At 32.6% G+C, this 22647-nt stretch carries 21 protein-coding genes; 9 read left to right on the forward strand and 12 right to left on the reverse strand.

Going from position 1 to position 22647, the window contains the following annotated elements; genetic code table 11:
- Positions 1–70 precede the first annotated feature (70 nt).
- The 3 genes from accD to tamL form a co-directional block, all read right to left on the reverse strand.
- Entirely contained in the window at positions 71–925 is an 855-nt protein-coding gene (gene accD / locus BUB42_RS12750) for an acetyl-CoA carboxylase, carboxyltransferase subunit beta (protein WP_073020964.1), read from the reverse strand.
- A gap of 124 nt (positions 926–1049) precedes the next feature.
- On the reverse strand, positions 1050–2117 hold the full coding sequence (fbaA, locus tag BUB42_RS12755) for a class II fructose-bisphosphate aldolase (RefSeq protein WP_073020966.1): 1068 nt from the start codon (positions 2115–2117) through the stop codon (positions 1050–1052).
- Between the two features lie 59 nt (positions 2118–2176).
- Positions 2177–4744 (reverse strand): translocation and assembly module lipoprotein TamL, encoded by a 2568-nt coding sequence (gene tamL / locus BUB42_RS12760; RefSeq protein ID WP_073020968.1) that lies wholly within the window; start codon positions 4742–4744, stop codon positions 2177–2179.
- A 37-nt stretch (positions 4745–4781) separates the two neighbouring features.
- On the opposite strand from tamL, the gene BUB42_RS12765 reads away from it, so the two are divergent.
- The gene (locus BUB42_RS12765; RefSeq protein WP_073020971.1) at positions 4782–5510 is read left to right on the forward strand and encodes a TrmH family RNA methyltransferase; all 729 of its coding nucleotides are present in this window, start codon (positions 4782–4784) and stop codon (positions 5508–5510) included.
- A 17-nt stretch (positions 5511–5527) separates the two neighbouring features.
- On the opposite strand, the gene porT is transcribed toward BUB42_RS12765, so the two are convergent.
- From porT to BUB42_RS12790, 4 genes are all read right to left on the reverse strand, one after another.
- On the reverse strand, positions 5528–6241 hold the full coding sequence (porT, locus tag BUB42_RS12770; RefSeq protein ID WP_073020973.1) for a type IX secretion/gliding motility protein PorT/SprT: 714 nt from the start codon (positions 6239–6241) through the stop codon (positions 5528–5530).
- Position 6242: 1 nt separating this feature from the next.
- Positions 6243–6974, reverse strand: coding sequence for a bifunctional demethylmenaquinone methyltransferase/2-methoxy-6-polyprenyl-1,4-benzoquinol methylase UbiE (gene ubiE / locus BUB42_RS12775; RefSeq protein ID WP_073020976.1), 732 nt, complete (start codon positions 6972–6974; stop codon positions 6243–6245).
- A gap of 583 nt (positions 6975–7557) precedes the next feature.
- Positions 7558–8040 (reverse strand): dihydrofolate reductase, encoded by a 483-nt coding sequence (locus tag BUB42_RS12785; RefSeq protein ID WP_073020980.1) that lies wholly within the window; start codon positions 8038–8040, stop codon positions 7558–7560.
- On the reverse strand, positions 8037–8384 hold the full coding sequence (locus BUB42_RS12790) for a 2TM domain-containing protein (RefSeq protein ID WP_073020981.1): 348 nt from the start codon (positions 8382–8384) through the stop codon (positions 8037–8039). The genes BUB42_RS12785 and BUB42_RS12790 overlap by 4 nt, the downstream gene beginning before the upstream one ends.
- 240 nt (positions 8385–8624) lie before the next feature.
- On the opposite strand from BUB42_RS12790, the gene BUB42_RS12795 reads away from it, so the two are divergent.
- Positions 8625–8921 (forward strand): isoamylase early set domain-containing protein, encoded by a 297-nt coding sequence (locus BUB42_RS12795; RefSeq protein WP_073020983.1) that lies wholly within the window; start codon positions 8625–8627, stop codon positions 8919–8921.
- Between the two features lie 24 nt (positions 8922–8945).
- Here BUB42_RS12795 and BUB42_RS12800 read toward each other — a convergent pair whose 3' ends face one another.
- The 5 genes from BUB42_RS12800 to BUB42_RS12820 all read right to left on the reverse strand — a co-directional run bounded on the left by BUB42_RS12800 (position 8946) and on the right by BUB42_RS12820 (position 12916).
- The gene (locus tag BUB42_RS12800) at positions 8946–9770 is read right to left on the reverse strand and encodes a thymidylate synthase (protein ID WP_073020986.1); all 825 of its coding nucleotides are present in this window, start codon (positions 9768–9770) and stop codon (positions 8946–8948) included.
- 108 nt (positions 9771–9878) lie between these two features.
- Positions 9879–10220 carry a hypothetical protein gene (locus BUB42_RS12805; RefSeq protein ID WP_073020989.1) on the reverse strand — a complete coding sequence of 114 codons (342 nt, stop codon included), beginning with the start codon at positions 10218–10220 and terminating at the stop codon, positions 9879–9881.
- Between the two features lie 108 nt (positions 10221–10328).
- Positions 10329–10952: a bifunctional nuclease family protein gene (locus BUB42_RS12810; protein WP_073020992.1), complete on the reverse strand. Its 624-nt coding sequence runs from the start codon at positions 10950–10952 to the stop codon at positions 10329–10331.
- A 129-nt stretch (positions 10953–11081) separates the two neighbouring features.
- On the reverse strand, positions 11082–12047 hold the full coding sequence (locus BUB42_RS12815; protein ID WP_073020995.1) for an electron transfer flavoprotein subunit alpha/FixB family protein: 966 nt from the start codon (positions 12045–12047) through the stop codon (positions 11082–11084).
- Between the two features lie 122 nt (positions 12048–12169).
- Positions 12170–12916 carry an electron transfer flavoprotein subunit beta/FixA family protein gene (locus BUB42_RS12820; RefSeq protein WP_073020997.1) on the reverse strand — a complete coding sequence of 249 codons (747 nt, stop codon included), beginning with the start codon at positions 12914–12916 and terminating at the stop codon, positions 12170–12172.
- 325 nt (positions 12917–13241) lie between these two features.
- Here BUB42_RS12820 and BUB42_RS12825 point away from each other — a divergent pair, with 325 nt between their 5' ends.
- The 7 genes from BUB42_RS12825 (at position 13242) to BUB42_RS12855 (ending at position 22006) form a co-directional block, all read left to right on the forward strand.
- The gene (locus tag BUB42_RS12825; protein ID WP_073020999.1) at positions 13242–14222 is read left to right on the forward strand and encodes a pyruvate dehydrogenase complex E1 component subunit beta; all 981 of its coding nucleotides are present in this window, start codon (positions 13242–13244) and stop codon (positions 14220–14222) included.
- Positions 14223–14352: 130 nt separating this feature from the next.
- Positions 14353–16839 (forward strand): DUF5686 and carboxypeptidase-like regulatory domain-containing protein, encoded by a 2487-nt coding sequence (locus BUB42_RS12830; RefSeq protein WP_073021011.1) that lies wholly within the window; start codon positions 14353–14355, stop codon positions 16837–16839.
- 32 nt (positions 16840–16871) lie between these two features.
- The gene (locus BUB42_RS12835) at positions 16872–17474 is read left to right on the forward strand and encodes a DNA-3-methyladenine glycosylase family protein (protein ID WP_073021013.1); all 603 of its coding nucleotides are present in this window, start codon (positions 16872–16874) and stop codon (positions 17472–17474) included.
- A 213-nt stretch (positions 17475–17687) separates the two neighbouring features.
- The gene (locus tag BUB42_RS12840; protein ID WP_073021015.1) at positions 17688–18032 is read left to right on the forward strand and encodes a phage holin family protein; all 345 of its coding nucleotides are present in this window, start codon (positions 17688–17690) and stop codon (positions 18030–18032) included.
- 261 nt (positions 18033–18293) lie between these two features.
- Positions 18294–18869 (forward strand): DUF3347 domain-containing protein, encoded by a 576-nt coding sequence (locus BUB42_RS12845; RefSeq protein ID WP_073021062.1) that lies wholly within the window; start codon positions 18294–18296, stop codon positions 18867–18869.
- 2 nt (positions 18870–18871) lie between these two features.
- Positions 18872–19432, forward strand: a complete 561-nt coding sequence (locus tag BUB42_RS12850) for a helix-turn-helix domain-containing protein (protein WP_073021017.1) — start codon at positions 18872–18874, stop codon at positions 19430–19432.
- An 84-nt stretch (positions 19433–19516) separates the two neighbouring features.
- On the forward strand, positions 19517–22006 hold the full coding sequence (locus BUB42_RS12855; RefSeq protein WP_073021020.1) for a heavy metal translocating P-type ATPase: 2490 nt from the start codon (positions 19517–19519) through the stop codon (positions 22004–22006).
- Positions 22007–22647: the final 641 nt, after the last annotated feature.

The following is a 22647-nucleotide window of genomic DNA, read 5'->3' on the forward strand; positions in this document are numbered from 1 at the left end:
GATTAGCTTTAAAAATTAAATCCTGTTTGCAAACACAAACAGGATTTTTTTATTTTAAATAACAATAAATTTATCTAATGGTATTGTTCTGAATTAAATCAATGTATAAGTTAATCTTGTCTTTCAATTCTTTTCTAGGTGTGATAAAGTCTAAAAAACCATGTTCTAATAAGAATTCAGCAGTTTGAAAACCTTCTGGTAAATCTTTACCAGTAGTGTCTCTTACCACCCGAGGTCCAGCAAATCCAATTAAAGCTCCTGGTTCAGAAATGTTGATATCGCCAAGCATAGCGTATGAAGCTGTGGTTCCGCCAGTTGTAGGATCGGTACATAAAGAAATATAAGGAAGTTTTGCTTCTGCTAATTGTGCTAGTTTAACTGATGTTTTGGCTAATTGCATCAACGAATAAGCTGCTTCCATCATACGTGCTCCACCTGATTTAGAAATCATAACAAATGGTAACTTCTTTTTGATGGCATGATCAATTCCTCTTGCAATTTTCTCTCCAACTACAGCACCCATAGATCCCCCAATAAAGGCAAAATCCATACAACATATAACTACATCTTTTCCTTTAGATTTACCTACAGCAGTTCGCACTGCATCTTTCAACTTGGTTTTTTCCATTACATCTTTTAATCGATCTGCATATTTTTTTGTATCAACAAAATGCAAAGGATCTTTAGAAGTCATGTTTTTGTCCAATTCGACAAATTCATTGTTGTCAAATAAAATTTGGAAATACTCTGCGCTTCCTATTCGTACGTGAAAACCATCTTCAGGGCTTACAAATAAATTACGCGCAAGTTCATCAGCATCGATGATTTTTCCGGTAGGAGATTTATACCAAAGTCCTTTTGGAATATCCATCTTATCCTCAGTAGCAGTCGTAATTCCTTTTTCTTTTCTTTTAAACCAAGCCATTTTTTACAGTATTCAGAGTTCAATAATCAAATAATCAGTAATTAAATGTTCAGTGTTTAGTTTTTAGTATTCAATAGCCAATTTGTATAACTGAATACTCAACACTGAACAATGCATACTATTTTTATAGTGTATTTACATTGTTTAAGTCAGCAAATGCCTGCTCAAGTCTAGCATTGAAAGTCATTTCGCTTTCACGAAGCCATTTTCTTGGATCGTAATATTTTTTGTTAGGAATATCCGCGCCTTCTGGACATCCAATTTGAGTTTTCAAGTAATCAATATTTTTTATCATATAATCACGAATGCCTTCAGTAAATGCAAACTGCAAATCAGTATCAATATTCATTTTAATCACTCCGTAGCTTATTCCCTCTCTGATTTCTTCTAATGTAGAACCTGAACCACCATGGAAAACAAAATCAATTGGGTTGTGTCCTGTCTTAAATTTATTTTGCACAAAATCCTGAGAATTTTTTAAGATTTTTGGTGTCAATTTTACATTTCCTGGTTTGTAAACTCCATGTACATTTCCAAAAGCTGCCGCAATTGTAAATCTTGGACTTACCTTAAGAAGTTCCTCGTAAGCGTAAGCAACTTCTTCTGGTTGCGTGTATAATTTAGAGCTATCAACATCAGAATTATCAACACCATCTTCCTCGCCACCTGTAATTCCAAGTTCTATTTCAAGTGTCATGCCCATTTTGCTCATTCTCTCTAAATAACCTTTACATATTTCGATATTTTCTTCGATTGGCTCTTCAGATAAATCAATCATGTGAGAAGAAAATAATGGCTTTCCAGTTTTAGCAAAATGAATTTCAGATGCATCAAGCAAACCATCAATCCATGGTAATAGTTTTTTAGCACAGTGATCAGTATGCAATATTACAGTTGCTCCGTAGGCTTCCGCCAAGGTATGAATATGCAATGCACCAGCAACTCCACCTGCAATAGCTGCTTTTTCACTAGCATTAGAAAGTCCTTTTCCCGCATTAAAATGTGCGCCACCATTAGAAAATTGAATGATAACTGGAGCATTTAACTTAGCAGCAGTTTCAAGTACACTGTTTATCGTATTACTTCCTGTAACGTTTACCGCTGGTAAGGCGAATCCCTTTTCTTTTGCATAATTAAAAATCTCTTGAACTTGGTCGCCCGTCGCTACGCCTGGTTTTATGTTGTGTGCCATTGTATTTGTTTTAATTTTTGTTTAGTTTTTAGTCTTGCAAAAATAAGAATTAATTAGGATTAGAACGGATAATTTATTCCAAAATTTAAAACAGAGTTAGAAAAGTTGTATTCTTTAAACCATCTTCTGCCGATTTCATTGGCTGGATTATAAGTTTTAAACCCTAAATCAAAACGTATAACAAAAAAACTTAAATCATATCGCAATCCAAATCCGGAACCTAATGCTATATCTTTTAAATCGCTTAAACTGGTAAAAGTTGATCGTTCATCAATTACATTATCCAAAACATTCCAAATATTTCCGGCATCTGCGAAAAGAGCCCCTTTTAGACTGCCAGCAATTTTAAACCGAAATTCCCCACTCACGGCAATTTTCATGTTGGCTTCATTAAAGTCATCTACAGCTCCGCTGCTTCCTGGGCCAAGACCGTAGGGTTGCCATGCTCTGTTATCATTTGAACCACCTGAAAAGTAACTTCTGGAAAAAGGAATATAATCTGAATTCCCAAAAGGAATTGCAATTCCGAAAAAAGTTCTAAAAGCTACAATTTTTTCTTTGGATAAATCCCAATGTTTAATATAGTCAAATTCTGTTTTTACGTATTCGGCATATTCCAAATTGAATATTTCATAATTCCCACCAGAATTTTGTTTTTGATTTGTTGATTCTGCAAAAGCGGTTAGTATCGTTCCCGCTGATTCAATTTTAGTTTTAAAAAGATAGAATGTATTATCTGTCATATCTTTCTTGGTTGTTTTTGAAAATGTAAAACTAGTAGCTAAAATAAAATCATTTGCTGTAAGTCGCAGTCTTCTTTCCTCAATACTTCTTATCGATTCAAAGTCAGCTGTTGTTATTGGTTGTAAAAAAGTACTGCTACCACTAAGCACATCTCTTATAAAACCCGCTGTTCCTTCTTCGACAATTAGATTTTTATCAATCGGATTATCAAAATAAGTTAGGTTTGAATTATAAGTTTTACTAAAGTTATTTAAAGCATTGTAGGAAGAGCCATAAACATTAAAATAGTTTCGAGGATTTAAATTTCGAACAAATTGCGTGTTGAAGAGATCAAATCGGGCAGTGCGATTAACCTTTGGAGTCCAATTGTAAGATACTCCGCCTGTAAAATTTTCTTTGTCTAATCCAATATTTTGCTGTTTGGCAAAACCAATTGTTATTAAAGTTGACGGGATCATGCTTTTTGGAATAATTCTATCTGTGTTGAAGGGCATTAAAATTCTCGGAATATTTAGTTTGACATCAAGACCATATTCTGAGACATTAAAAAAATTATTTCTTGGATTAGCTAAATCTTGGGATGACCCTATGTTACCACGCGCGGCAATTTCAAGTGTTTCAGCGCCATTAAAGACATTTCTAATGGTTTCAGAGATACTTAAACCTATTCCAAAGTCTTGAATATTTGAGTGCGTAACATCTACGTTTAATCCAAAACTATATTTTTTTCTAGGTATTAAATAGACTTTGGCAATTAAAGATTGTGCGGTACTGTCTCTTTTATCTATTTCGTATTGTATAGATGGGTAATTAAAAATTTTTAGATTGTTCAAATAACGGGTAGTTAGAACTGTTTTATAGTCAGCATAATAGCCGTCTTTTGTAATAAATACTGCGTCAGTAATAGATTTTGGTTTGTATTTTAATTTTTTCTGGCTAAATAAATTAAAGTTTTTATAAACGGTGCTATCGGTAAAATTTAGTGCCTCTTTACTTGAGGAGTAATCAGTATAAATATTTACGTCACTTATTTTATAAAGTTTAAAAGGTTCTGTTTTTGTTGAATCAGCTTCTTGGTAGGAATAATTATTGATCAATAAAGTGACATTAGCTTTATTCACTTTATTAATTGTATCAATATTAAACGTTATATAATTTGGTTGAAAGTAATAGGCACCATTATTTCTAAAATTAGTGGTAATTCTGTTTCTTTCATTCTCGAAATCTTCTGTTTTATATTGTAATCCTGGTTTTATAAAGGTGCTGGCTTTATTTCTAGCGTACAAAGAGTCTAGAGCTGGTGTTAAAATAGATGTTTGAACAGAGTCTATAAAAAAAGCATTTCCTGGAAATATATCATATTTTACGATACCTTTTTTAAAGTTCAAAGTATCTATTTTGTAAATTGCACTAACGTTAAAATAACCATTAATAAAATAGTAATATTTTAATCGCAATATTGATTTCGTTGTTCTATCTTGATCAATAACTACAGGAGGTTCGCCAGTAGTTTTCAGAAAATTATGAATGCCATTATAAAAAAAAGACTGCCCAAGACGATCAACTTGTTTTGCTGATAACCACTTTGACTTTCTGTTATATTTTTCAGGATCATTTACAAACTTGGCTTGATAAGTAGAGTCCGGATTTAAATTTGCTAAATTATAGAGATTTAAGCGCAGGCGGTAACCGAGTAAAGTTGTATTTGGCTGTTGGTACAATTGATTAGACAATTTTTCTTCCTTAATGATCTTACCATCAACTCTAATTTCGTTTTTTGTTAGCAGTAATTGTCCATCTGGAACTCTTTTTACGGCGTTACATGCGCAAATTAATATTGAAATTACAATAAATGCAGTTATTTTTGTGGAAATTTTTTTCAAGTGTTCTAAAATATTTAAATCAAAAGTACATTATTTTATGGTTAGTAAAAACCAATTAAAACTTATAACGAGTTTGCAGCAGAAAAAATATCGGAATGCCAATAAATTATTTTTTGCCGAAGGCGTAAAAGGAATTCAAGAATTATTAGACTCAAATTTCGAGTTAGAACATCTCTACAGCACTAAAAATGACTTTAGTAAAGTTAGCAAAGAACTAAAAACGATAATATCAGATGATGACTTAAAAAAAATCAGTGCTTTAGCAACTGCTAATTCTTGTTTGGGAGTTTTTAAAATGCCAGCCGAAAAACCCATTGTTGAAACTGGATTAATTCTAGCTTTGGATTCTATTAGAGATCCAGGGAATTTAGGTACTATTCTGCGGTTGTGCGACTGGTTTGGTGTTGAACAGATAATTTGTTCAAAGGAAACAGTTGATCTTTTTAATCCAAAAGTAATTCAAGCAACCATGGGATCTATTTCACGAGTCAATGTCAATTATATTGATTTAAAAGCTTTTCTAGTTGAAACAAATCTACCAATTTTTGGAACATTTATGAACGGGGAGAATATTTATAAATCAAAGTTGCCGAAAAAAGGAATAATTGTTTTGGGCAATGAAGCGAACGGTATATCAAATGAAATAGAGGAGTTAATTCAAAACAAGGTCACTATTCCACGCTTTGGCGTTGCACAAAAAACAGAAAGTTTGAACGTAGCGACAGCCACGGCAATTGTTTTAAGCGAGTTTCATCGTGTTTCGTAAATACAACTATAAATAATCTAATGAAAAGTAAAATTGATAAATATAGCTCTAGACTTTAATGATTCGATGTTTCCAGTCCAAGGGCTATTGGGGTCATTATCCCTAATTAATTCATCATTAATTCCAAAAACCCCTCTTATTGATGGAGAAAATATAAAATATTCCGAAAAAATGTCAATGCCAAAACCTAGTTCATAATTAGGTGTCCATGATTTTACCCGAAATCGCTGTTGCAGATTATCATCTACAAGTTTTGCATTACTTGATAAATTTAAAGTAGCCGACACCCCGCCTACCAAATACGGACGAAGATTACCCGTTCTTAATGATGAAAGCTTTAATAGTAAAGGAAAATGGATGTATGTGCTGTTAACCTCTCTAAACGCAGCAGTTCTATTCGCAAAATCCGGGTTGCTTGGAAACGTTAAATCCCTTTTCGTATAATATAAACCTGGCTCAAATCTCAGATTAATGTATTCATGTAATCTTAAATCTCCAACGATTCCAACATTAAAACCTGTAGTTTTTTGAACTAAAATATCAGTTGTGACCGACTTATAATCAATTTTAAAATCGTAAGAATTAAAACCTAAATAGAAACCATAATGTACTCTGCTCTTTTGAAAATTCTCCAAATTAATGATTGGATCTTTACTAAAAATATTTTTCGACCCTTGGGCGCTCAAGCATAAAAAGGTTACACAAAACAGTAAGACAAATATTTTTTTCATATTATTTTTTAGAAGCTGAATAAATGGTTGCAACTCCAAAAGTTTGAGGAAAGGAGACTACATCTATAAACCCAATTTTTCTCAAAATATTGTTTAAAACTTCTCCATAAGGAAAAGCTGCAGCTGATTCGGAGAGATAACCATACGCAACGTTGTCTTTTGAAAATAATTTTCCAATTAATGGTAATATATTTTTACTATAGAAATTGTAACCTTGTTTAAAAGGAGTTTTCTCGGGAACTGATGTTTCTAAAATCACAAAAACTCCATTTGGTTTTAATACCCGCAATATTTCCTCCAATCCTTTTTCTAAAGTTTCAAAATTACGAACTCCAAAAGCAACAGTTATTGCATCAAAGTAGTCGTCTTCAAATGGCATTTTTTCTGAATCTCCCAAAATCATTTCAATAGTGTTAGAAAGATTTTTAGTCGCAATTTTCTTCTTTCCAATATCTAGCATTCCAGCAGAAATATCTAAGCCAATTATTTTTTCAGCTTTAGTTTGTGCCATTAAAATAGCTAAATCTCCTGTTCCTGTCGCAATATCCAAAATAATCTTTGGATTAGATTTAGAAACCATTTGGAGGACTTTTTTACGCCATTTTAAGTCGATACCAAAAGAAATGACGCGATTTAAGTTGTCATAATTTCCTGAGATAGCATCAAACATTTGTGCAACTTGTTCTTTTTTGCTTAAAGTAGAATCTTTATAAGGAGTTATTTTCTGGGACATTTTTTTATTTTGTACAAATATAGAATAAACTTTATAAAGTTGAATTGAGTTTTAAAATAGACTTGACATTTATTAATCTTGCTCACATTTGATTTTTAATAAATGTTAGACAAAGACAAATATATTTTAAAATTGAAATATCACTAAAAGTGGGTATTGTATGAACAATTTTATTTATTCACTTTTGTAATGAAAATAAGTAACCAGTAAATGATTAAAAAAGAGTGGGTAAGCCAATTCAAATGGATAATTTTAGCGTTAATTATCTCGTTTGTTCTTGTTAGTATGTTTGAAAACGCCGTTTTTTTTGATGGCGTTATAATGCAAACGCAACATACGTTCTTAGGATTAAATTTGTATTTGGAAATTTTAATTTTTTTCGTCTTTAGTACCTTTGTGGTATTTGGTATTAAAGGCTTTTTTGAGATGTATTCTCAAAAAATCGCAAATATTATTCTCTCCTTTTCTGGAGTGTTATTATTATTTGTAATTTTTATTTTATGTTATCAAATATTCTTTCAAGACAGGTTGTTGCTCTAATTACTGGTAAAAAAAAACATCCCTTAATTGGGATGTTTTTAATTTAAATCTTTATGAAAGTCTCGTAAGAGTAGTCATATTTGTGATTTTGATCTTTAGCATTAAATTCTGTCGCGTCAATCTTCCATTGATCCATATTGATTTCAGGAAAATAGGCATCAGCATCAAAACTTTCATGAACTCTTGTGATTTCTAATTTATCAGCATAGGGCATTCCTAAACTGTAAATTTCTCCACCACCTATAATAAACGAATCTTCCTCTTTAGGACAGGCAGCAAGAGCTTTCTCTATACTTTCAACAATTATACAGCCATCAGCTTTATAGTTTTGCTGTCTCGTGATAATAATATGTGTTCTATTAGGTAGCGGTTTTTCAAAGCTTTCAAATGTTTTTCGACCCATTATTATGTGATGTCCTGATGTTAACAATTTGAACCTTTTAAAATCATTTGGTAAATGCCACACTATTTTATTATCTTTTCCCAACGCGTTATTCTCCGCTGCTGCTGCAATCATTATGATCATAATTTTACGTTATTATTTGGTTCATAATTTGCTATTTTTGATTGAAGCTGTTCTATTTTTTTTTGTTGCTTAATGACCAGCCTGTCAATTTGTTCTCTTTCCCAATCTTTATTCATAAATCGGTCAGTAATAAAAATTTTTATAAAATGTAATATAAATAGAAACAACCATGTCGTGATGATCCATAAATACCATTGAGTCACAAACGAACTATCTAAGATATTGTGACTTACAAACAATAATAAACTCCCTAATACAAATACAACAAAATGAAAATACAAACGCTTTTTTTGCTTGATCCGTCTTCTAGCGTATTCATATTGTTCATGTAATTGCTTTTCCATCTTTTTAATTTTAGTTCATAAAGGTAAATTTTTTTTTCTAAAAATGCGAAGTAGGTCAACACTTATTAATCGATGAGAGGTCGTAATAATTTTCATTTTATTTTATTGAACTACTTAAATTTATATTTAAAATTTTATTTTAACATATTTTTAAGCGTTTTGTCAATTCTTTCTCGTTGGGTTAACAATGTTAAAGGAATTCATTTACTTTGATACTTGTAATCATAAAAAAAAATAGTTATGGCAATTAAAAAACAATACATTAAATCAAAACCAGTTTGTAAAGTTACTTTTTTAGTTGAGGCAAAAGAGGCACAAGATATCTCAGTTGTTGGAGACTTTAATAATTGGGATGTTAGCGATGGAGTTTTAAGCAAATTGAAGAATGGGAATTTTAAGGGAATTTTTGATTTAGATAAAGATGCATCATACGAATTTAAATACGTGATAGATGGCACCTTTATTAATGAACCAGAATCCGATTTCTTTAAATGGAATGAATTTGCTGGAAATGAAAATGGTGTTTTAGAAATTTAACTAAAGTAACATTTTTCATCATTTTTATACGGACACATTACCTTTTATTGCAGGGTGCGGATCATAGCCTTCAAGTTTAAAATCCTCAAAAGTAAAATCAAAGATGTTTTTTACATTAGGATTTAAAATCATTGTTGGCAAAGGTCTTGCTTCACGTGTTAATTGTAATTCAAGTTGTTCAAAATGATTATTGTAAATATGTGCATCGCCAAAAGTGTGAATAAATTCGCCAAGTTTTAATTCGCAAACTTGAGCTATCATCATAGTTAATAGAGCATAAGATGCAATGTTGAATGGAACTCCGAGAAAAACATCAGCACTTCGTTGGTACAATTGACAGGATAACTTTCCATCAGATACATAAAACTGAAAAAACGCATGACAAGGTGGTAATGCTGCTTTATTATTGGCTACGTTTTCTTCAAAGTGCTTGGTCGTATCTGGCAAAACAGAGGGATTCCAAGCCGAAACTAACATTCTGCGGCTGTTTGGATTAGTTTTTAATTCCGAGATAAGATCTGCGATTTGATCAATTTCTTCACTGTTCCAATTGCGCCATTGATGGCCGTAAACAGGACCTAAATCTCCGTTGGAATCAGCCCAAGCATCCCAAATTTTTACGCCATTTTGCTGCAGGTACTCTATGTTTGTATCTCCTTTCAAAAACCAAAGTAATTCAAAAATAATTGATTTTAAATGTAGTTTTTTTGTAGTAACCATTGGGAAACCATCATTTAAATCAAAACGCATTTGGTAACCAAAAACGCTTTTTGTTCCTGTTCCAGTTCGATCTCCTTTCTGGCAACCGTTGTTCAATACGTGTTGTACTAAGTCTATATATTGCTTCATTTTATGTTATTCTGTGTGATATGTGAATTTTAGTTTATTTTTATTTTTTAAGTATTACAGATACCTTTATTTTTCTAAAATTATAAACTTATTTAAAAGCTTGTTTCTCTACGATAAACCTTTTGAAATAATATTATTCTCGTTATCTAAATATTTTGACATATGACTTTTAGCGTCATGATCTCCTATTATGTGTATGTGGAGATCAATAAGACCCGGTAAAACATACTTATTTTTGAGGTCAATTTCAAATTCTTCTATCTTGGATTTTGGAGTAAATCCATCTTGTATTTTTATAGTTTTGTTTTTAGAAACCATTATAGTCTGGTTATCAGTTTCTTTTCCCGACTGTGTATTTAGAATTTTTCTGCAGTGTATATAATAATCTTGCGAAAATGATGCTGCAGTAAAAAAAAGACTTGTTGCAACTAAAAGCAATGCTGATTTCATATAATGGTTTTACAATAAGGTTTCTGTAAAAATAAGCAACAAATATAGAATCTGCTTTATTTACATTATTTTTTATCAAAATGGATTTAGTAAACCAAAATGTAGATGCTATCTTTTAGAAATCTCATCTCTAATTTTTGCAGCTTTCTCGTAGTCTTCTTGGGATACAGCCTGATCTAAAAGTTCGTTCAATTCTTGTAGTGTATGTTTAGAATAAGTCGCTCCCGACTGGTTGCTCTCTTCTGTACGACCAAAAGTTTCCGGATTTGAAAGTACATCATCAATTTCTTGTGAATCCTTATCAACATCTGACGGATTTGTTTTTAAATAAATTCCAGCTTTGTCTAAAATATTTTTGTAAGTAAAAATAGGAGCATTAAAACGTAAAGCTAGCGCGATTGCATCAGATGTTCTAGCATCGATAATTTCTTCAATTTTATCTCTTTCGCAAATGATACTCGAGTAGAAAACTCCATCCACTAATTTGTGAATAATTACTTGCTTCACAACTATATCAAAGCGCTCTGCAAAGTTTTTAAACAAATCATGAGTCAGTGGACGTGGGGGTTTGATTTCTTTTTCCAAGGCAATAGCAATTGATTGTGCTTCAAAAGCGCCGATGACAATTGGTAATTTACGCTCGCCATCAACCTCATTCAAAATTAAAGCATAAGCTCCGTTTTGAGTTTGACTGTAAGAAATTCCTTTTATGGATAATTTAACTAAGCTCATAATTATTATAATGAATAGGATCTAATTCTATAAATAGTAAAAAAGTTCGCATAAAAAAATGCTATCTAAAGGCAAAGATACAAATATCTTATTTTTAGATAGCATTATAATTTAGATTAATGTGAAGTGTTAACTCTGTGCTTTAAATGCTTTGAATTTTTCAATCAATTGAGGTATAATTTCAAATGCATCACCTACAATGCCATAATCAGCAACTTTAAAAAATGGCGCTTCAGGATCACTATTGATAACTACCTTTACTTTTGAGGAATTAACTCCTGCTATATGTTGAATTGCGCCTGAAATTCCAATAGCAATATAAAGGTTTGTAGCGACCGGCTTTCCTGTTTGACCTACGTGTTCTCCGTGTGGTCTCCATCCCAAATCAGAAACTGGTTTTGAACAAGCGGTTGCAGCCCCAAGAACTGAAGCTAAATCTTCAACCATTCCCCAGTTTTCAGGACCTTTAAGTCCACGACCAGCAGAAACAACTATGTCGGCATCAGCAATAGATACTTTACCGTTTCCTTTTTCTACTGATTCTACTTTCACGCCAAAATCATTTTCTCCAATTGTTGGATCAAAATCTTCTTCTGTAAGTGTAGATGGAGTTTCGAAAATCCCATAAGAGTTTTTAGCTAATCCTAAAACTTTTATTTCTGTTTCAATTTCAGTTGTATTGAAGGCTTTGTTCGAAAAAGCATTTCTTTTTACCAAGAAAGGCGTGGTTGAAATAGGAAGTCCTACTACATTAGACGCGTATCCAGCCTCTAAAGCAACTGCAACAAGAGAAGATAAATAAACACTATCCGTTGTTGAAGAGAGTAAAACTAATTTTACGTTTTCCTTTACCGCAGCTTGCTTAATTACATCAGCATAAGCTTTTGCAGTAAAACCCGATAATTTATCGTTGTTTACCTTCAATACTTTATCAACTCCATATTTAGCTAATTCTGAAACGTCTCCTGCATTTACAGTTACTGCTGTCACAGTTGTTCCCAACGTTTCAGCTACTTTTTTAGCATAAGAAGCTAACTCAAATGCTACTTTCTTAAATTTTCCTTCAGCGTACTCCGCGTATATTAATATTGACATAATTATTATGATTTTATATTTTAGACTTCTGATTTTAGATTTTAGAACTTAGACTTAAGATTTTAGATTCTTTTTGCCATCAGCAATCAAAAATCGTTAATCCTCAATCAACAATCCAATTCTTAAATCACCTTTGCTTCGTTGTGTAATAAATTAATTAACTCATCTAAATTATCGGCGGCGATTAATTTCACTGCAGATCTTGGTGCTGGTTTTTCAAACTTAAGTGCTTTCGTATTTATAGCAGCATCAACTGGCTCTAAAACCGTCAATGTTTTTGTTCTGGCAGTCATAATTCCTCTCATGTTAGGAATACGTAAGTCTTTTTCTTCCACCAATCCTTTTTGTCCACCTATAATTAACGGCAATGATGTACTAACAGTCTCTTTACCACCATCAATTTCACGTACGGCTTTTACATTGTTACCATCAACAGTAAGCTCAGTGCAAGAATTTAAGAAATTATATCCTAAAATACCGGCAATCATACCTGGAACCATTCCACCATTATAATCTAAAGATTCTTTTCCAGCAATAATAACGTCGTACCCGCCATTCTTAATTACTTCGGCTAATTGTTTAGCAACAAAAAATCCGTCAGTCGCAGCGGCATTTACACGAATCGCTTCATTTGCACCTATTGCTAATGCTTTTCTTAAAGTTGGTTCTGTCTCTGGACCTCCAACATTAACAACAGTTACAGTTGCACCTTGTTGTTCTTGAAACCAAATAGCACGTGTTAAACCAAATTCGTCATTTGGATTAATTACATATTGAACGCCATTTGTGTCAAATTCAGAATCACCATTGACAAAGTTAATTTTTGAAGTAGTATCAGGAACGTGACTGATGCAAACTAATATTTTCATGAGTATATTTTTAGTTATTCTTAATTTCTTTTACAAATTTAAAATATTAAATTGAATAATATACTATGCATGCATAATATTTTTTGTTAAACTATTACGATTTCGCGATCTGGTTTGTTACTATAACTCTTTCTATTTCTTTCAAGTAAAATGGGTATGGTGTGTAAAAAGACCTGTGGGTATTTAAAAGTTATGGTTGGCACTTTGCTATATTGCTAAACTTTTGATGATAAAGGCAGCAATTAATTTAGGTAATTTTATGCATTAAAGTAATATAAAATATTTATTTTTGCAGTTCGAAAAATTAGACATACAACATATTAATATGAGAACGATACAATTTAGAGAGGCTATTTGCGAAGCGATGAGTGAGGAAATGCGTCATGACGAATCCATATACTTAATGGGTGAAGAAGTTGCAGAATATAATGGTGCCTATAAAGCATCTAAAGGAATGCTTGCTGAATTTGGCGAAAAAAGAGTAATTGACACTCCAATTGCTGAACTTGGATTTACTGGTATTGCTGTTGGATCAGCCATGAACGGTTGTCGTCCTATTGTAGAATATATGACGTTTAATTTCTGTTTAGTAGGAATTGACCAAATTATAAATAATGCTGCCAAAATGCGCCAAATGACAGGTGGACAATTTAATGTCCCTATTGTTTTTCGTGGACCAACGGCATCGGCAGGACAATTAGGAGCAACACACTCACAAGCACTAGAAAATTGGTTTGCTAATACTCCGGGTCTCAAAGTGGTAGTTCCATCTACTGTTTATGATGCAAAAGGATTATTGAAGGCCGCAATACGTGATAATGATCCTGTAATTTTTATGGAATCAGAGCAAATGTATGGTGACAAAGGGGAAGTGCCAGATGGCGAATATATTATTCCACTTGGTGTAGCCGACATCAAACGTGCAGGTACAGACGTAACCATCGTCTCTTTTGGTAAAATTATAAAAGAAGCTCATATTGCAGCTGATGAATTAGCTAAAGAGGGAATTTCGTGCGAAATTATAGATTTAAGAACGGTACGACCTATGGATTACGATGCGATTTTAACCTCTGTTAGAAAAACAAATCGTTTAGTAGTGCTTGAAGAAGCTTGGCCTTTTGCAAGTGTTGCTTCAGAGATAACTTATATTGTACAAGAACGTGCTTTTGATTTTCTTGATGCTCCTATACAACGTATCACAACAGCAGACACTCCCGCTCCTTACTCGCCGGTTTTGTTGAAAGAATGGTTGCCTAACTCAGCTGATGTGATAAAAGCCGTTAAAAAAGTAATGTATAAAAACTAACCGTTTATAATTATTTTTTGCAATGAAAATTAACAATTTCATTTAGTAACAACTATTATTTCAACATAGAGAATAACTATATTTGAAACTTCATCAATTATTATTTGATGAAGTTTTTTTTTGAATGATTATGAAAAAGAAATTTTTGTTTTTAACGCTTTTTGTTTTAATGTCAACTTTAACAATATGCTCACAAACTAAAGTAAGCGGTGTTGTAGTAGATAAACAAAGTCAGCCAATTCCATTTGCTAATATTGTTTTTAAAAATTCAAGTGAAGGAATTGTAGCTAATGAAGATGGTTTGTTTTATCTCGAATCTGCAAAAAATTACAACTTAATTTTAATTTCATCTGTAGGTTTTTCGGAAAAAGAAATTACTTTGGAAAAACCAGTTACTTATAACATGAAAATTCAATTAAATGGAGCCGAAAGTTTAAATGAAGTAGTGATTTACACCGGTAAAACGTCCAAAAAAAATAACCCAGCGTTAGATATTCTGCGAAAAATTTGGGAGAAAAAACGTAAAAACGGACTTTATCTTTTTAATCAATACCAACTAGAGAAGTACGAAAAAGTAGAATTCGATGTAAATTCTATAGACAGTGCTTTTATGAAAAATAGGTTGTTTAAAGGGATGGAATTTATTTTCAACCAAATGGATACGTCCAAAGTTACTGGTAAAACATATCTGCCCATTTTTGTTAACGAAGCTTTGGCTGATGTCTACGGAGATCTGAAGCTAAAGAAAGTGAAAGAGAAAATTAAAGCGAATAAAACTTCTGGCTTTAATGGTAATCAACAAATTTTAAGTTTTGTAAAAGACCTTTATTCGAACTATGATATTTATAATAATTACTTAACTTTTTTTGACAAAAGTTTTACCAGCCCACTTTCTAAGACAGGAGTTGATGTTTATAATTATATCTTGAGAGATAGTGCTTATATTGATGATAAGTGGTGTTATAATATAGTATTTTATCCAAGACGTAAAAATGAACTGACTTTTAAAGGAGATTTTTGGGTTAATGACTCGACTTTTGCAATAAAAAAAATTAACATGGCGGTTACTAAAAGCGCTAATATTAATTGGGTTAAAGATATTTACTTGGAGCAGGAATTCGAAGTGGTAAGCGACTCTGTATTTTTATTAACAAAGGATTATTTAATGTCTGATTTTGCTTTAAATAAGAAAGAGAATTCTAAAGGCGTTTATGGTAAAAGAACCACTTTTTTTAGAAATCACAAATTCAATATTGAAAAGCCACCTGCATTTTATAAAGATGAGGTTAACTATTTGGATCCCGATGTATATGGTAAATCAGATGAATATTGGGAAGAAAACCGTTTTGAAAATTTATCTAAGGACGAGCTGGGCGTATATAAAATGTTAGACACATTGCAAACAGTAAAGCGATTCAAGCAGATCTACAGTACGGTTCAAATTTTAGGTAGTGGTTTTGTGCAGTTTGGTAACTTTGATTATGGTCCTATTTTTTCCACATTTGGTTATAACGAAGTGGAAGGCGTACGATTAAGAACGGGAGGAAGAACTTATTTTGGTGTAAATGATACATGGCGACTGCAAGGTTACACCGCCTATGGCTTTAATGATGATAAATTTAAATATGGATTATCTGGCAAATGGATGCTAGATAAGAAAAACCGACTTATTATTTCAGGTGGGAATCGACGCGATATTGAACAAATTGGTGCAAGCCTAACTACAACCTATGATGTTTTGGGCCGAAGTTTTGCATCTTCAGCAGTTTTTGCATCAGGCAACAACGGAAAATTGACTAGTATCAATTTGAGTAATATTGCAATAGAAATAGAACCGGTTAAAAATTTAACTTTCCAAAGCGGAATTTCTTATCGCACACTCGAATCTGCTTCCAATACATTTAGTTTAGATTATTTTATAGATAATGTAAATGGAATTACGAAAAGTGATGTAAAGCAGTCTGAAATTAATTTGCAAGTAGAATACACTCCTAAAAGAAAAACGATCGGATTTGCCGTTGAGCGGGAGAATGTTGACAGTCCGTATAGTCGCTTTTTTGTAAATTACAGCCACGGTTTTAAAGGATTATTAGATAGTGATTTTCAGTATGACAAAATTCAGTTGTATTACAAGCAACCTTTTATTATTGGTCCACTTGGTCGTACCAATTTTATAATTGAACTCGGAAAAACATTTGGAACAGTTCCTCTTGGACTAATGAGCGTTATTCCAGGGAATCAAACTTTTTTCACGGTAGAAAATGCTTTCAACAATCTTAATTTTTATGAGTTTGTTTCAGATCAGTACGCAACTTTTCAATGGAATCACAATTTCAATGGTCGATTATTTTCTAGAATTCCATTTATGCGTAAACTCAACTGGAGAGAAGTTGTATCTGTAAAAGGAGTTTATGGAAACATCTCTGATGCAAATCGAGCCATAAATGCATCTGGTTTAATTTACACCGCGCCCGAGAAGGGATATTGGGAATATAGCGCCGGAATTGGAAATATTTTTAAATTACTTCGCGTAGATTTTACCTGGAGAGGTAACTATCTCAATGTGCCGGATACGAATCGCTTTACTATTAAAGGTTCATTTGGTTTTAATTTTTAAGGACATTTTCTGCAATTTTAAACTTAACTGTCATGCAAGAAGCCTTCGATTATCTTAAAGAAAAAGACACTGTATTTAAAATAATTATAGAAAAGTATGGACTTCCCATTATACCAGTTCGTCCACAGGGTTTTGAGACATTAGTTTTGCTAATTTTGGAACAGCAAGTTTCGATCGATTCTGCTAAAGCTACTTTCCTAAAAATAAAAGGTGGCGTAGATAGTATAGAGCCAGATGTTCTTATTCATTTATCGGATGAAGAATTTAGGAATTTTGGCGTAAGCCGCCAAAAAATATCTTATATCAAAGCTTTGGCAACAGCGCTCATCAATGAAAACCTTAATTTAGAAAGTCTATCTACTAAAACTGCAGCCGAAGTACGCGCTGAGCTAATTAAAATTAAAGGAATAGGAAACTGGACAATTGATATTTACTTGATGTTTTGTTTACAAGCTCCAGATTTATTACCTCTAGGTGATATTGCAGTGGTAACTACGATCAAAGAACTGCTTGGAATAAATGATAAAGAAGCGATAGAAAGTCACGCTCAAAAATGGAGTCCGTACCGCTCATTTGCTACTTATATTTTGTGGCATTACTATTTAAAAAAACGCAATAGAACGGTGTCATATTAAATAGGTCTTGTTGCAATAGAACGTCTAATGTGTATCTTTGTCAGCTAAAAAAAAGAATTTTAATCAGGATCAAGAATAAAGCTGTGCGAAATAACACGGATTTTTTAGAACAGACTCTTAAATTTTTTTAAAGACTGTCTATATAATATGTTTTTATAAATGATTCGGATATTACAATTTGCAAATTAAATAGATTAACCTTAAAAAACAAATATGAATTTACTGATTAAAATAGTGGTCACAGCAGTCTTAGTTCTATTGATTGCGAATCTCATGCCCGGGGTGCACGTCGCCACTTTTACAACTGCTTTTTATGTTGCAATAGTGCTTGGATTACTAAATATTTTTATAAAACCAATATTAGTAATTTTTACATTGCCGGTCACAATTCTCACTTTAGGTTTTTTTTTACTAGTAATCAATGCACTTTTAATTTTGTTGTGTACTAAAATTGTAGGCGGTTTTGGAGTTGACTCGTTTTGGACTGCGTTAATTTTTAGCATTATATTGTCATTATCACAGTCAATTATGAATGCTATTTTAGGTGTGAATAAGTAAATAGATGATTCCGTTATTGGCTTTCTTTATATGTGGGAGATGACTAAAATTGCCAAAATTTATTTTGGGTAATTATTTGAAGCGGAAAAAAAATATTTCTAAATTTTTTCCAGATAATTATTAGAATAAAATTTAAGATAAATGCATGATTATCCAGTAAATAAGGTATTTCACGTTTAAATGTGCTAATTTAGAGAAATTAAAAAATTATATTTTTATCTTGAAAAAGTGTTGTACCAATTAACCTTAAAATTAATAATGATGAATAACATAAAAAATGCTTTAATGACAATGATTATATTGTTGTCAATTACTAATGCTGATGCAGCAATTGTTAACAAATCGCCGGAGAAAATCAATAATGAAGAGATTATTTCAAAGTCTCCAAATAAATTGAATTTTAGTGATAAAAAATTGAACGTTGTTTTCACTAATTATTTTTTATTAAAAGATGAATTAGTTAGTACAAATGGCCCATCGGCTGCTGCCAAAGCTAAATTATTAGTCGCTGCTTTGACTAATGTAAAAATGAAAGAACTTTCAAACGAGGTTCACACAGTTTGGATGAAAGTAATGAAAAATGTAACGGCTGATTCCAAAGCTATTGCTGGAACTTCGGATATCAAAACACAAAGAATACATTTTACTTCATTATCAAAAAAAATGTACGATTTGATGAAAGTAGCGAAGTTTGAATCACCAGTTTATTATCAATTTTGTCCAATGGCAAATGATGGAAAAGGAGCGCATTGGCTAAGTAAAGAAAAGGCCATTAAGAATCCATATTATGGTTCTAAAATGCTAAAATGTGGTGAAGTAGTGGAGACTATAAAATAAAAATGAAAATTTATATTAAAAACATGGTTTGCAACCGATGTATTATGGTAGTAAAGTCCGAATTAGAAAAGTTTGGACTTAATACCATTTCAGTAGAATTGGGAATTGCAACCATATCTGAAAATTTAGATAAGGAACAACAAATGCTGCTTAATGTAAATTTTGTGGCTTTGGGTTTCGAAATCATTGATGATAAAAAAAGTCGTGTAGTAGAAAAGATTAAAAATTTAATTACTGACTTGGTCTATTTTAAAGACAATGATTCTAAAATTAGTTTGTCTGAGTACATAGGAACTGCCATAGGACAAGATTACAGTTATATCAGCAATCTGTTTTCACTGCAGGAAAAAAACACTATCGAACACTATTTTATACTTCAAAAAATAGAAAGGGTTAAGGAATTAATCGTTTATGATGAATTGAATTTAAACCAAATTGCATTTCAGCTGAATTACAGCAGTCCTTCTCATTTAAGCAAACAGTTTAAAAAAGTTACTGGTGTTACGCCAACATCTTTTAAAAATGGCAAAGAACATACAAGACAGCTTATTGAAAATCTATAAATGATACAGAAGAGATCCAGAATTGTATAAGTGTCTTTACTATTGTTAATGGTATTTTTGTTTTTAAATTAATACTATACTTCAATGACGTTCAAATATACTATAATTGGGATGTTTTGCGATGGTTGCCGCACCAAAGTTGAAAAAGCTTTAAATGATTTGGAAGGAATAGAAGCTACTGTTACCTTAGAGCCGCCAATTGCTACTATTACGATGCAAAAACCAGTTCAAACTGATCAATTCCAAGAGGCACTTTCCAAAGCTGGAAGTTATTCAATAAAGGCCTTTAATCCCAATGATTTACATTTACCAGTTGAACAAGTAGTCGTAGAACATCCTAAAAATGCTGCGGGAAAATATTACTGTCCCATGTTTTGTGAAGGTGAAAAAGTCTATGATGATGCAGGCGATTGTCCGGTCTGCGGAATGGATTTAGTAAAAGCACCCGATTTAGCTGCCGTTAAAATAGAGTTTACTTGTCCTATGCACCCAGAAATTATACAAGATCATCCTGGTTCTTGTTCTATTTGCGGTATGGATTTAGTTCCACTTGAACCAAAGGATAGTGAAGAAAACAAGGTATATCTAGATTTATGGAGCAAAATGAAAATAGCACTATTTTTTACAGTGCCTATTTTTATAATTTCCATGTCTGATATGATTCCTAATAATCCACTACTTAAAGTCTTGGATACACAAACATGGAATTGGGCACAACTAATTTTATCGCTACCAGTTGTTTTCTATGCATGTTGGATATTTTTTGTTCGGGCGTGGAAATCTATTTTAACATGGAATCTAAATATGTTTACACTAATAGGTATTGGATCTGGTGTGGCTTTTTTATTTAGTTTGGTTGGTTTATTTTCCCCAGATATTTTTCCTAACGAGTTTAAAACGCATCACGGCACAGTTCACCTTTATTTTGAAGCCACAACGGTTATATTAACCTTAGTATTATTAGGTCAGTTATTAGAAGCCAAAGCCCACAGTAGAACCAGTGGAGCAATAAAAGAATTATTGAAATTAGCACCAACCGAAGCTACTCTTGTTAGTAATGGCGTAGATAAGTTGATTGCTATCCATGATATTAAAAAAGGAGATTCCTTGCGTGTAAAGCCGGGAGATAAAATTCCTGTTGACGGAAAAATCACAAATGGAGAAAGTACAATTGATGAATCAATGATTTCAGGTGAGCCCATTCCGGTTGATAAAAACATAAATGATACCGTTATTGCAGGAACTTTAAACGGAAATAAATCTTTTGTGATGGTTGCTGAAAAAGTGGGATCTGAAACGATGCTTTCGCAAATTGTACAAATGGTAAATTCTGCCAGTCGTTCCAGAGCTCCTATTCAAAAAGTAGCAGATAGAATTGCAAAGTATTTTGTGCCAACAGTTGTTCTTGCATCAATAATCACTTTTATAGTTTGGGCTACTTTTGGTCCAGAACCAGCGATGGTTTATGGATTTATAAATGCTATTGCTGTTTTGATTATTGCTTGCCCTTGCGCGTTAGGTTTAGCAACGCCCATGTCAGTAATGGTTGGTGTTGGAAAAGGAGCACAGTCTGGGGTTTTGATAAAAAATGCTGAAGCTTTAGAAAACATGAACAAAGTTAATGTATTGATAACCGATAAAACCGGCACAATTACCGAAGGAAAGCCATCTGTCGAAAAAGTATTTGCAATAGAAAATAATGAAAACGAATTATTGCAAAATTGCGCTTCTTTAAATCAGTATAGCGAACATCCTTTGGCGGAAGCCGTCATCAAGTTTGCCAAATTAAAACAAATTTCATTGATTGAAGTGAATGATTTTGAAGCTATAGCTGGAAAAGGAGTAATTGGAACTGTTGCAAATAAAAAAGTGGCTTTTGGAAATAGAAGTTTGATGGAACAAATAGAAGCAAAAGTGACAGAAGATTTGGAATATAAAATTAGTGCTGAACAAAAACTGGGAAAAACGGTATCATATATAGCTGTTGAGGGCGTTGCCTTGGGTTTCATTTCTATTAGTGATGCAATAAAGGAAACGAGCAAAACATCGATACAAGAATTAATACGACAGGGCGTTGAGGTGATTATGCTTACAGGGGATAATGAAAATACAGCAAAAGCAGTTGCTAAAGAATTGAATTTAACCTCTTTTAAAGCAGGTTGTTCGCCAGAAGACAAATTAAATGAAATTAAACGTTTACAGGCCGAAGGTAAAATTGTGGCGATGGCAGGTGACGGTATCAACGATGCTCCAGCTTTGGCACAAGCCGACATTGGAATTGCTATGGGAACTGGAACTGACGTAGCTATCGAAAGTGCTAAAATAACTTTAGTAAAAGGCGATTTACAAGGAATTGTAAAAGCTAAAAACCTAAGTCATGCAGTGATGAAAAATATCAATCAGAACCTATTTTTTGCCTTTTTTTACAATGTACTTGGGATTCCAATAGCGGCTGGAGTTTTATATCCGTTTTTTGGGGTTTTACTTTCGCCAATGATTGCTGCCTTAGCAATGAGCTTTAGTTCAGTATCGGTAATTGCAAATGCATTGCGATTACGGAATAGTAAGCTCTAAGGTGTAATTTTGAAAATTGCTTTTAGAGAAGAAATGTTCTCAAGTTCGCGATGACAAAAAGTTCTTATCCCATGCACAACCCACGGTTTCAACCGTGGCATTTTCATCTACCTATCGTCGATGATAGCTATAATATTTTCATTTATCCTTTCCCACCCATACCCCACGGTTTCAACCGTGGGATTTCAAACGCGATGATTAAAGTTTAAATCCTCTGTAGCTTCTTCGCGTTATCCGTTTCAATCTCTCGCTTATTTGCCTTTTTTTTCTATCCTTATAAAAGGAGCTTCTTTTAGTCGCTCTTTTACAGGCAAGAAAAAATGGGCAAATACGCTCGAGGATTTCCACTACTACCGCGGCTAGGGCAGGGGAGTGAAAAACAGAACTTGGTTTTCAAAAAAAACAAATGGCAACACACACAACACCAACGCATTAAAAAAAACATTTAAAATAATCAAATAAAAAGCTTGTAGAAGCCAATAAACGCACTACTTTTGCACCCGCAACAACGCAGACGTTCTTACTACATTATTGAAAAGCGAAACTAAATTAGGTTGAAAGATTTAAAAAAAGATTTGCCAGATATAAAAGAAGTAATTACCTTTGCCACCCGCTTTGCTGGGGCAAGTTCTTAGACAAAT

The sequence above is a fragment of the Flavobacterium micromati genome (assembly GCF_900129585.1).
GTDB lineage: Bacteria > Bacteroidota > Bacteroidia > Flavobacteriales > Flavobacteriaceae > Flavobacterium > Flavobacterium micromati.

Coding starts and splice junctions, on each gene's coding strand:
- accD (WP_073020964.1), bottom strand. CDS start 925: ATGGCTTGGTTTAAAAGAAAAGAAAAAGGAATTACGACTGCTACTGAG.
- fbaA (WP_073020966.1), bottom strand. CDS start 2,117: ATGGCACACAACATAAAACCAGGCGTAGCGACGGGCGACCAAGTTCAA.
- BUB42_RS12765 (WP_073020971.1), top strand. CDS start 4,782: ATGGTTAGTAAAAACCAATTAAAACTTATAACGAGTTTGCAGCAGAAA.
- porT (WP_073020973.1), bottom strand. CDS start 6,241: ATGAAAAAAATATTTGTCTTACTGTTTTGTGTAACCTTTTTATGCTTG.
- ubiE (WP_073020976.1), bottom strand. CDS start 6,974: ATGTCCCAGAAAATAACTCCTTATAAAGATTCTACTTTAAGCAAAAAA.
- BUB42_RS12785 (WP_073020980.1), bottom strand. CDS start 8,040: ATGATCATAATGATTGCAGCAGCAGCGGAGAATAACGCGTTGGGAAAA.
- BUB42_RS12790 (WP_073020981.1), bottom strand. CDS start 8,384: ATGGAAAAGCAATTACATGAACAATATGAATACGCTAGAAGACGGATC.
- BUB42_RS12795 (WP_073020983.1), top strand. CDS start 8,625: ATGGCAATTAAAAAACAATACATTAAATCAAAACCAGTTTGTAAAGTT.
- BUB42_RS12800 (WP_073020986.1), bottom strand. CDS start 9,770: ATGAAGCAATATATAGACTTAGTACAACACGTATTGAACAACGGTTGC.
- BUB42_RS12805 (WP_073020989.1), bottom strand. CDS start 10,220: ATGAAATCAGCATTGCTTTTAGTTGCAACAAGTCTTTTTTTTACTGCA.
- BUB42_RS12810 (WP_073020992.1), bottom strand. CDS start 10,952: ATGAGCTTAGTTAAATTATCCATAAAAGGAATTTCTTACAGTCAAACT.
- BUB42_RS12815 (WP_073020995.1), bottom strand. CDS start 12,047: ATGTCAATATTAATATACGCGGAGTACGCTGAAGGAAAATTTAAGAAA.
- BUB42_RS12820 (WP_073020997.1), bottom strand. CDS start 12,916: ATGAAAATATTAGTTTGCATCAGTCACGTTCCTGATACTACTTCAAAA.
- BUB42_RS12825 (WP_073020999.1), top strand. CDS start 13,242: ATGAGAACGATACAATTTAGAGAGGCTATTTGCGAAGCGATGAGTGAG.
- BUB42_RS12830 (WP_073021011.1), top strand. CDS start 14,353: ATGAAAAAGAAATTTTTGTTTTTAACGCTTTTTGTTTTAATGTCAACT.
- BUB42_RS12835 (WP_073021013.1), top strand. CDS start 16,872: ATGCAAGAAGCCTTCGATTATCTTAAAGAAAAAGACACTGTATTTAAA.
- BUB42_RS12840 (WP_073021015.1), top strand. CDS start 17,688: ATGAATTTACTGATTAAAATAGTGGTCACAGCAGTCTTAGTTCTATTG.
- BUB42_RS12845 (WP_073021062.1), top strand. CDS start 18,294: ATGAATAACATAAAAAATGCTTTAATGACAATGATTATATTGTTGTCA.
- BUB42_RS12850 (WP_073021017.1), top strand. CDS start 18,872: ATGAAAATTTATATTAAAAACATGGTTTGCAACCGATGTATTATGGTA.
- BUB42_RS12855 (WP_073021020.1), top strand. CDS start 19,517: ATGACGTTCAAATATACTATAATTGGGATGTTTTGCGATGGTTGCCGC.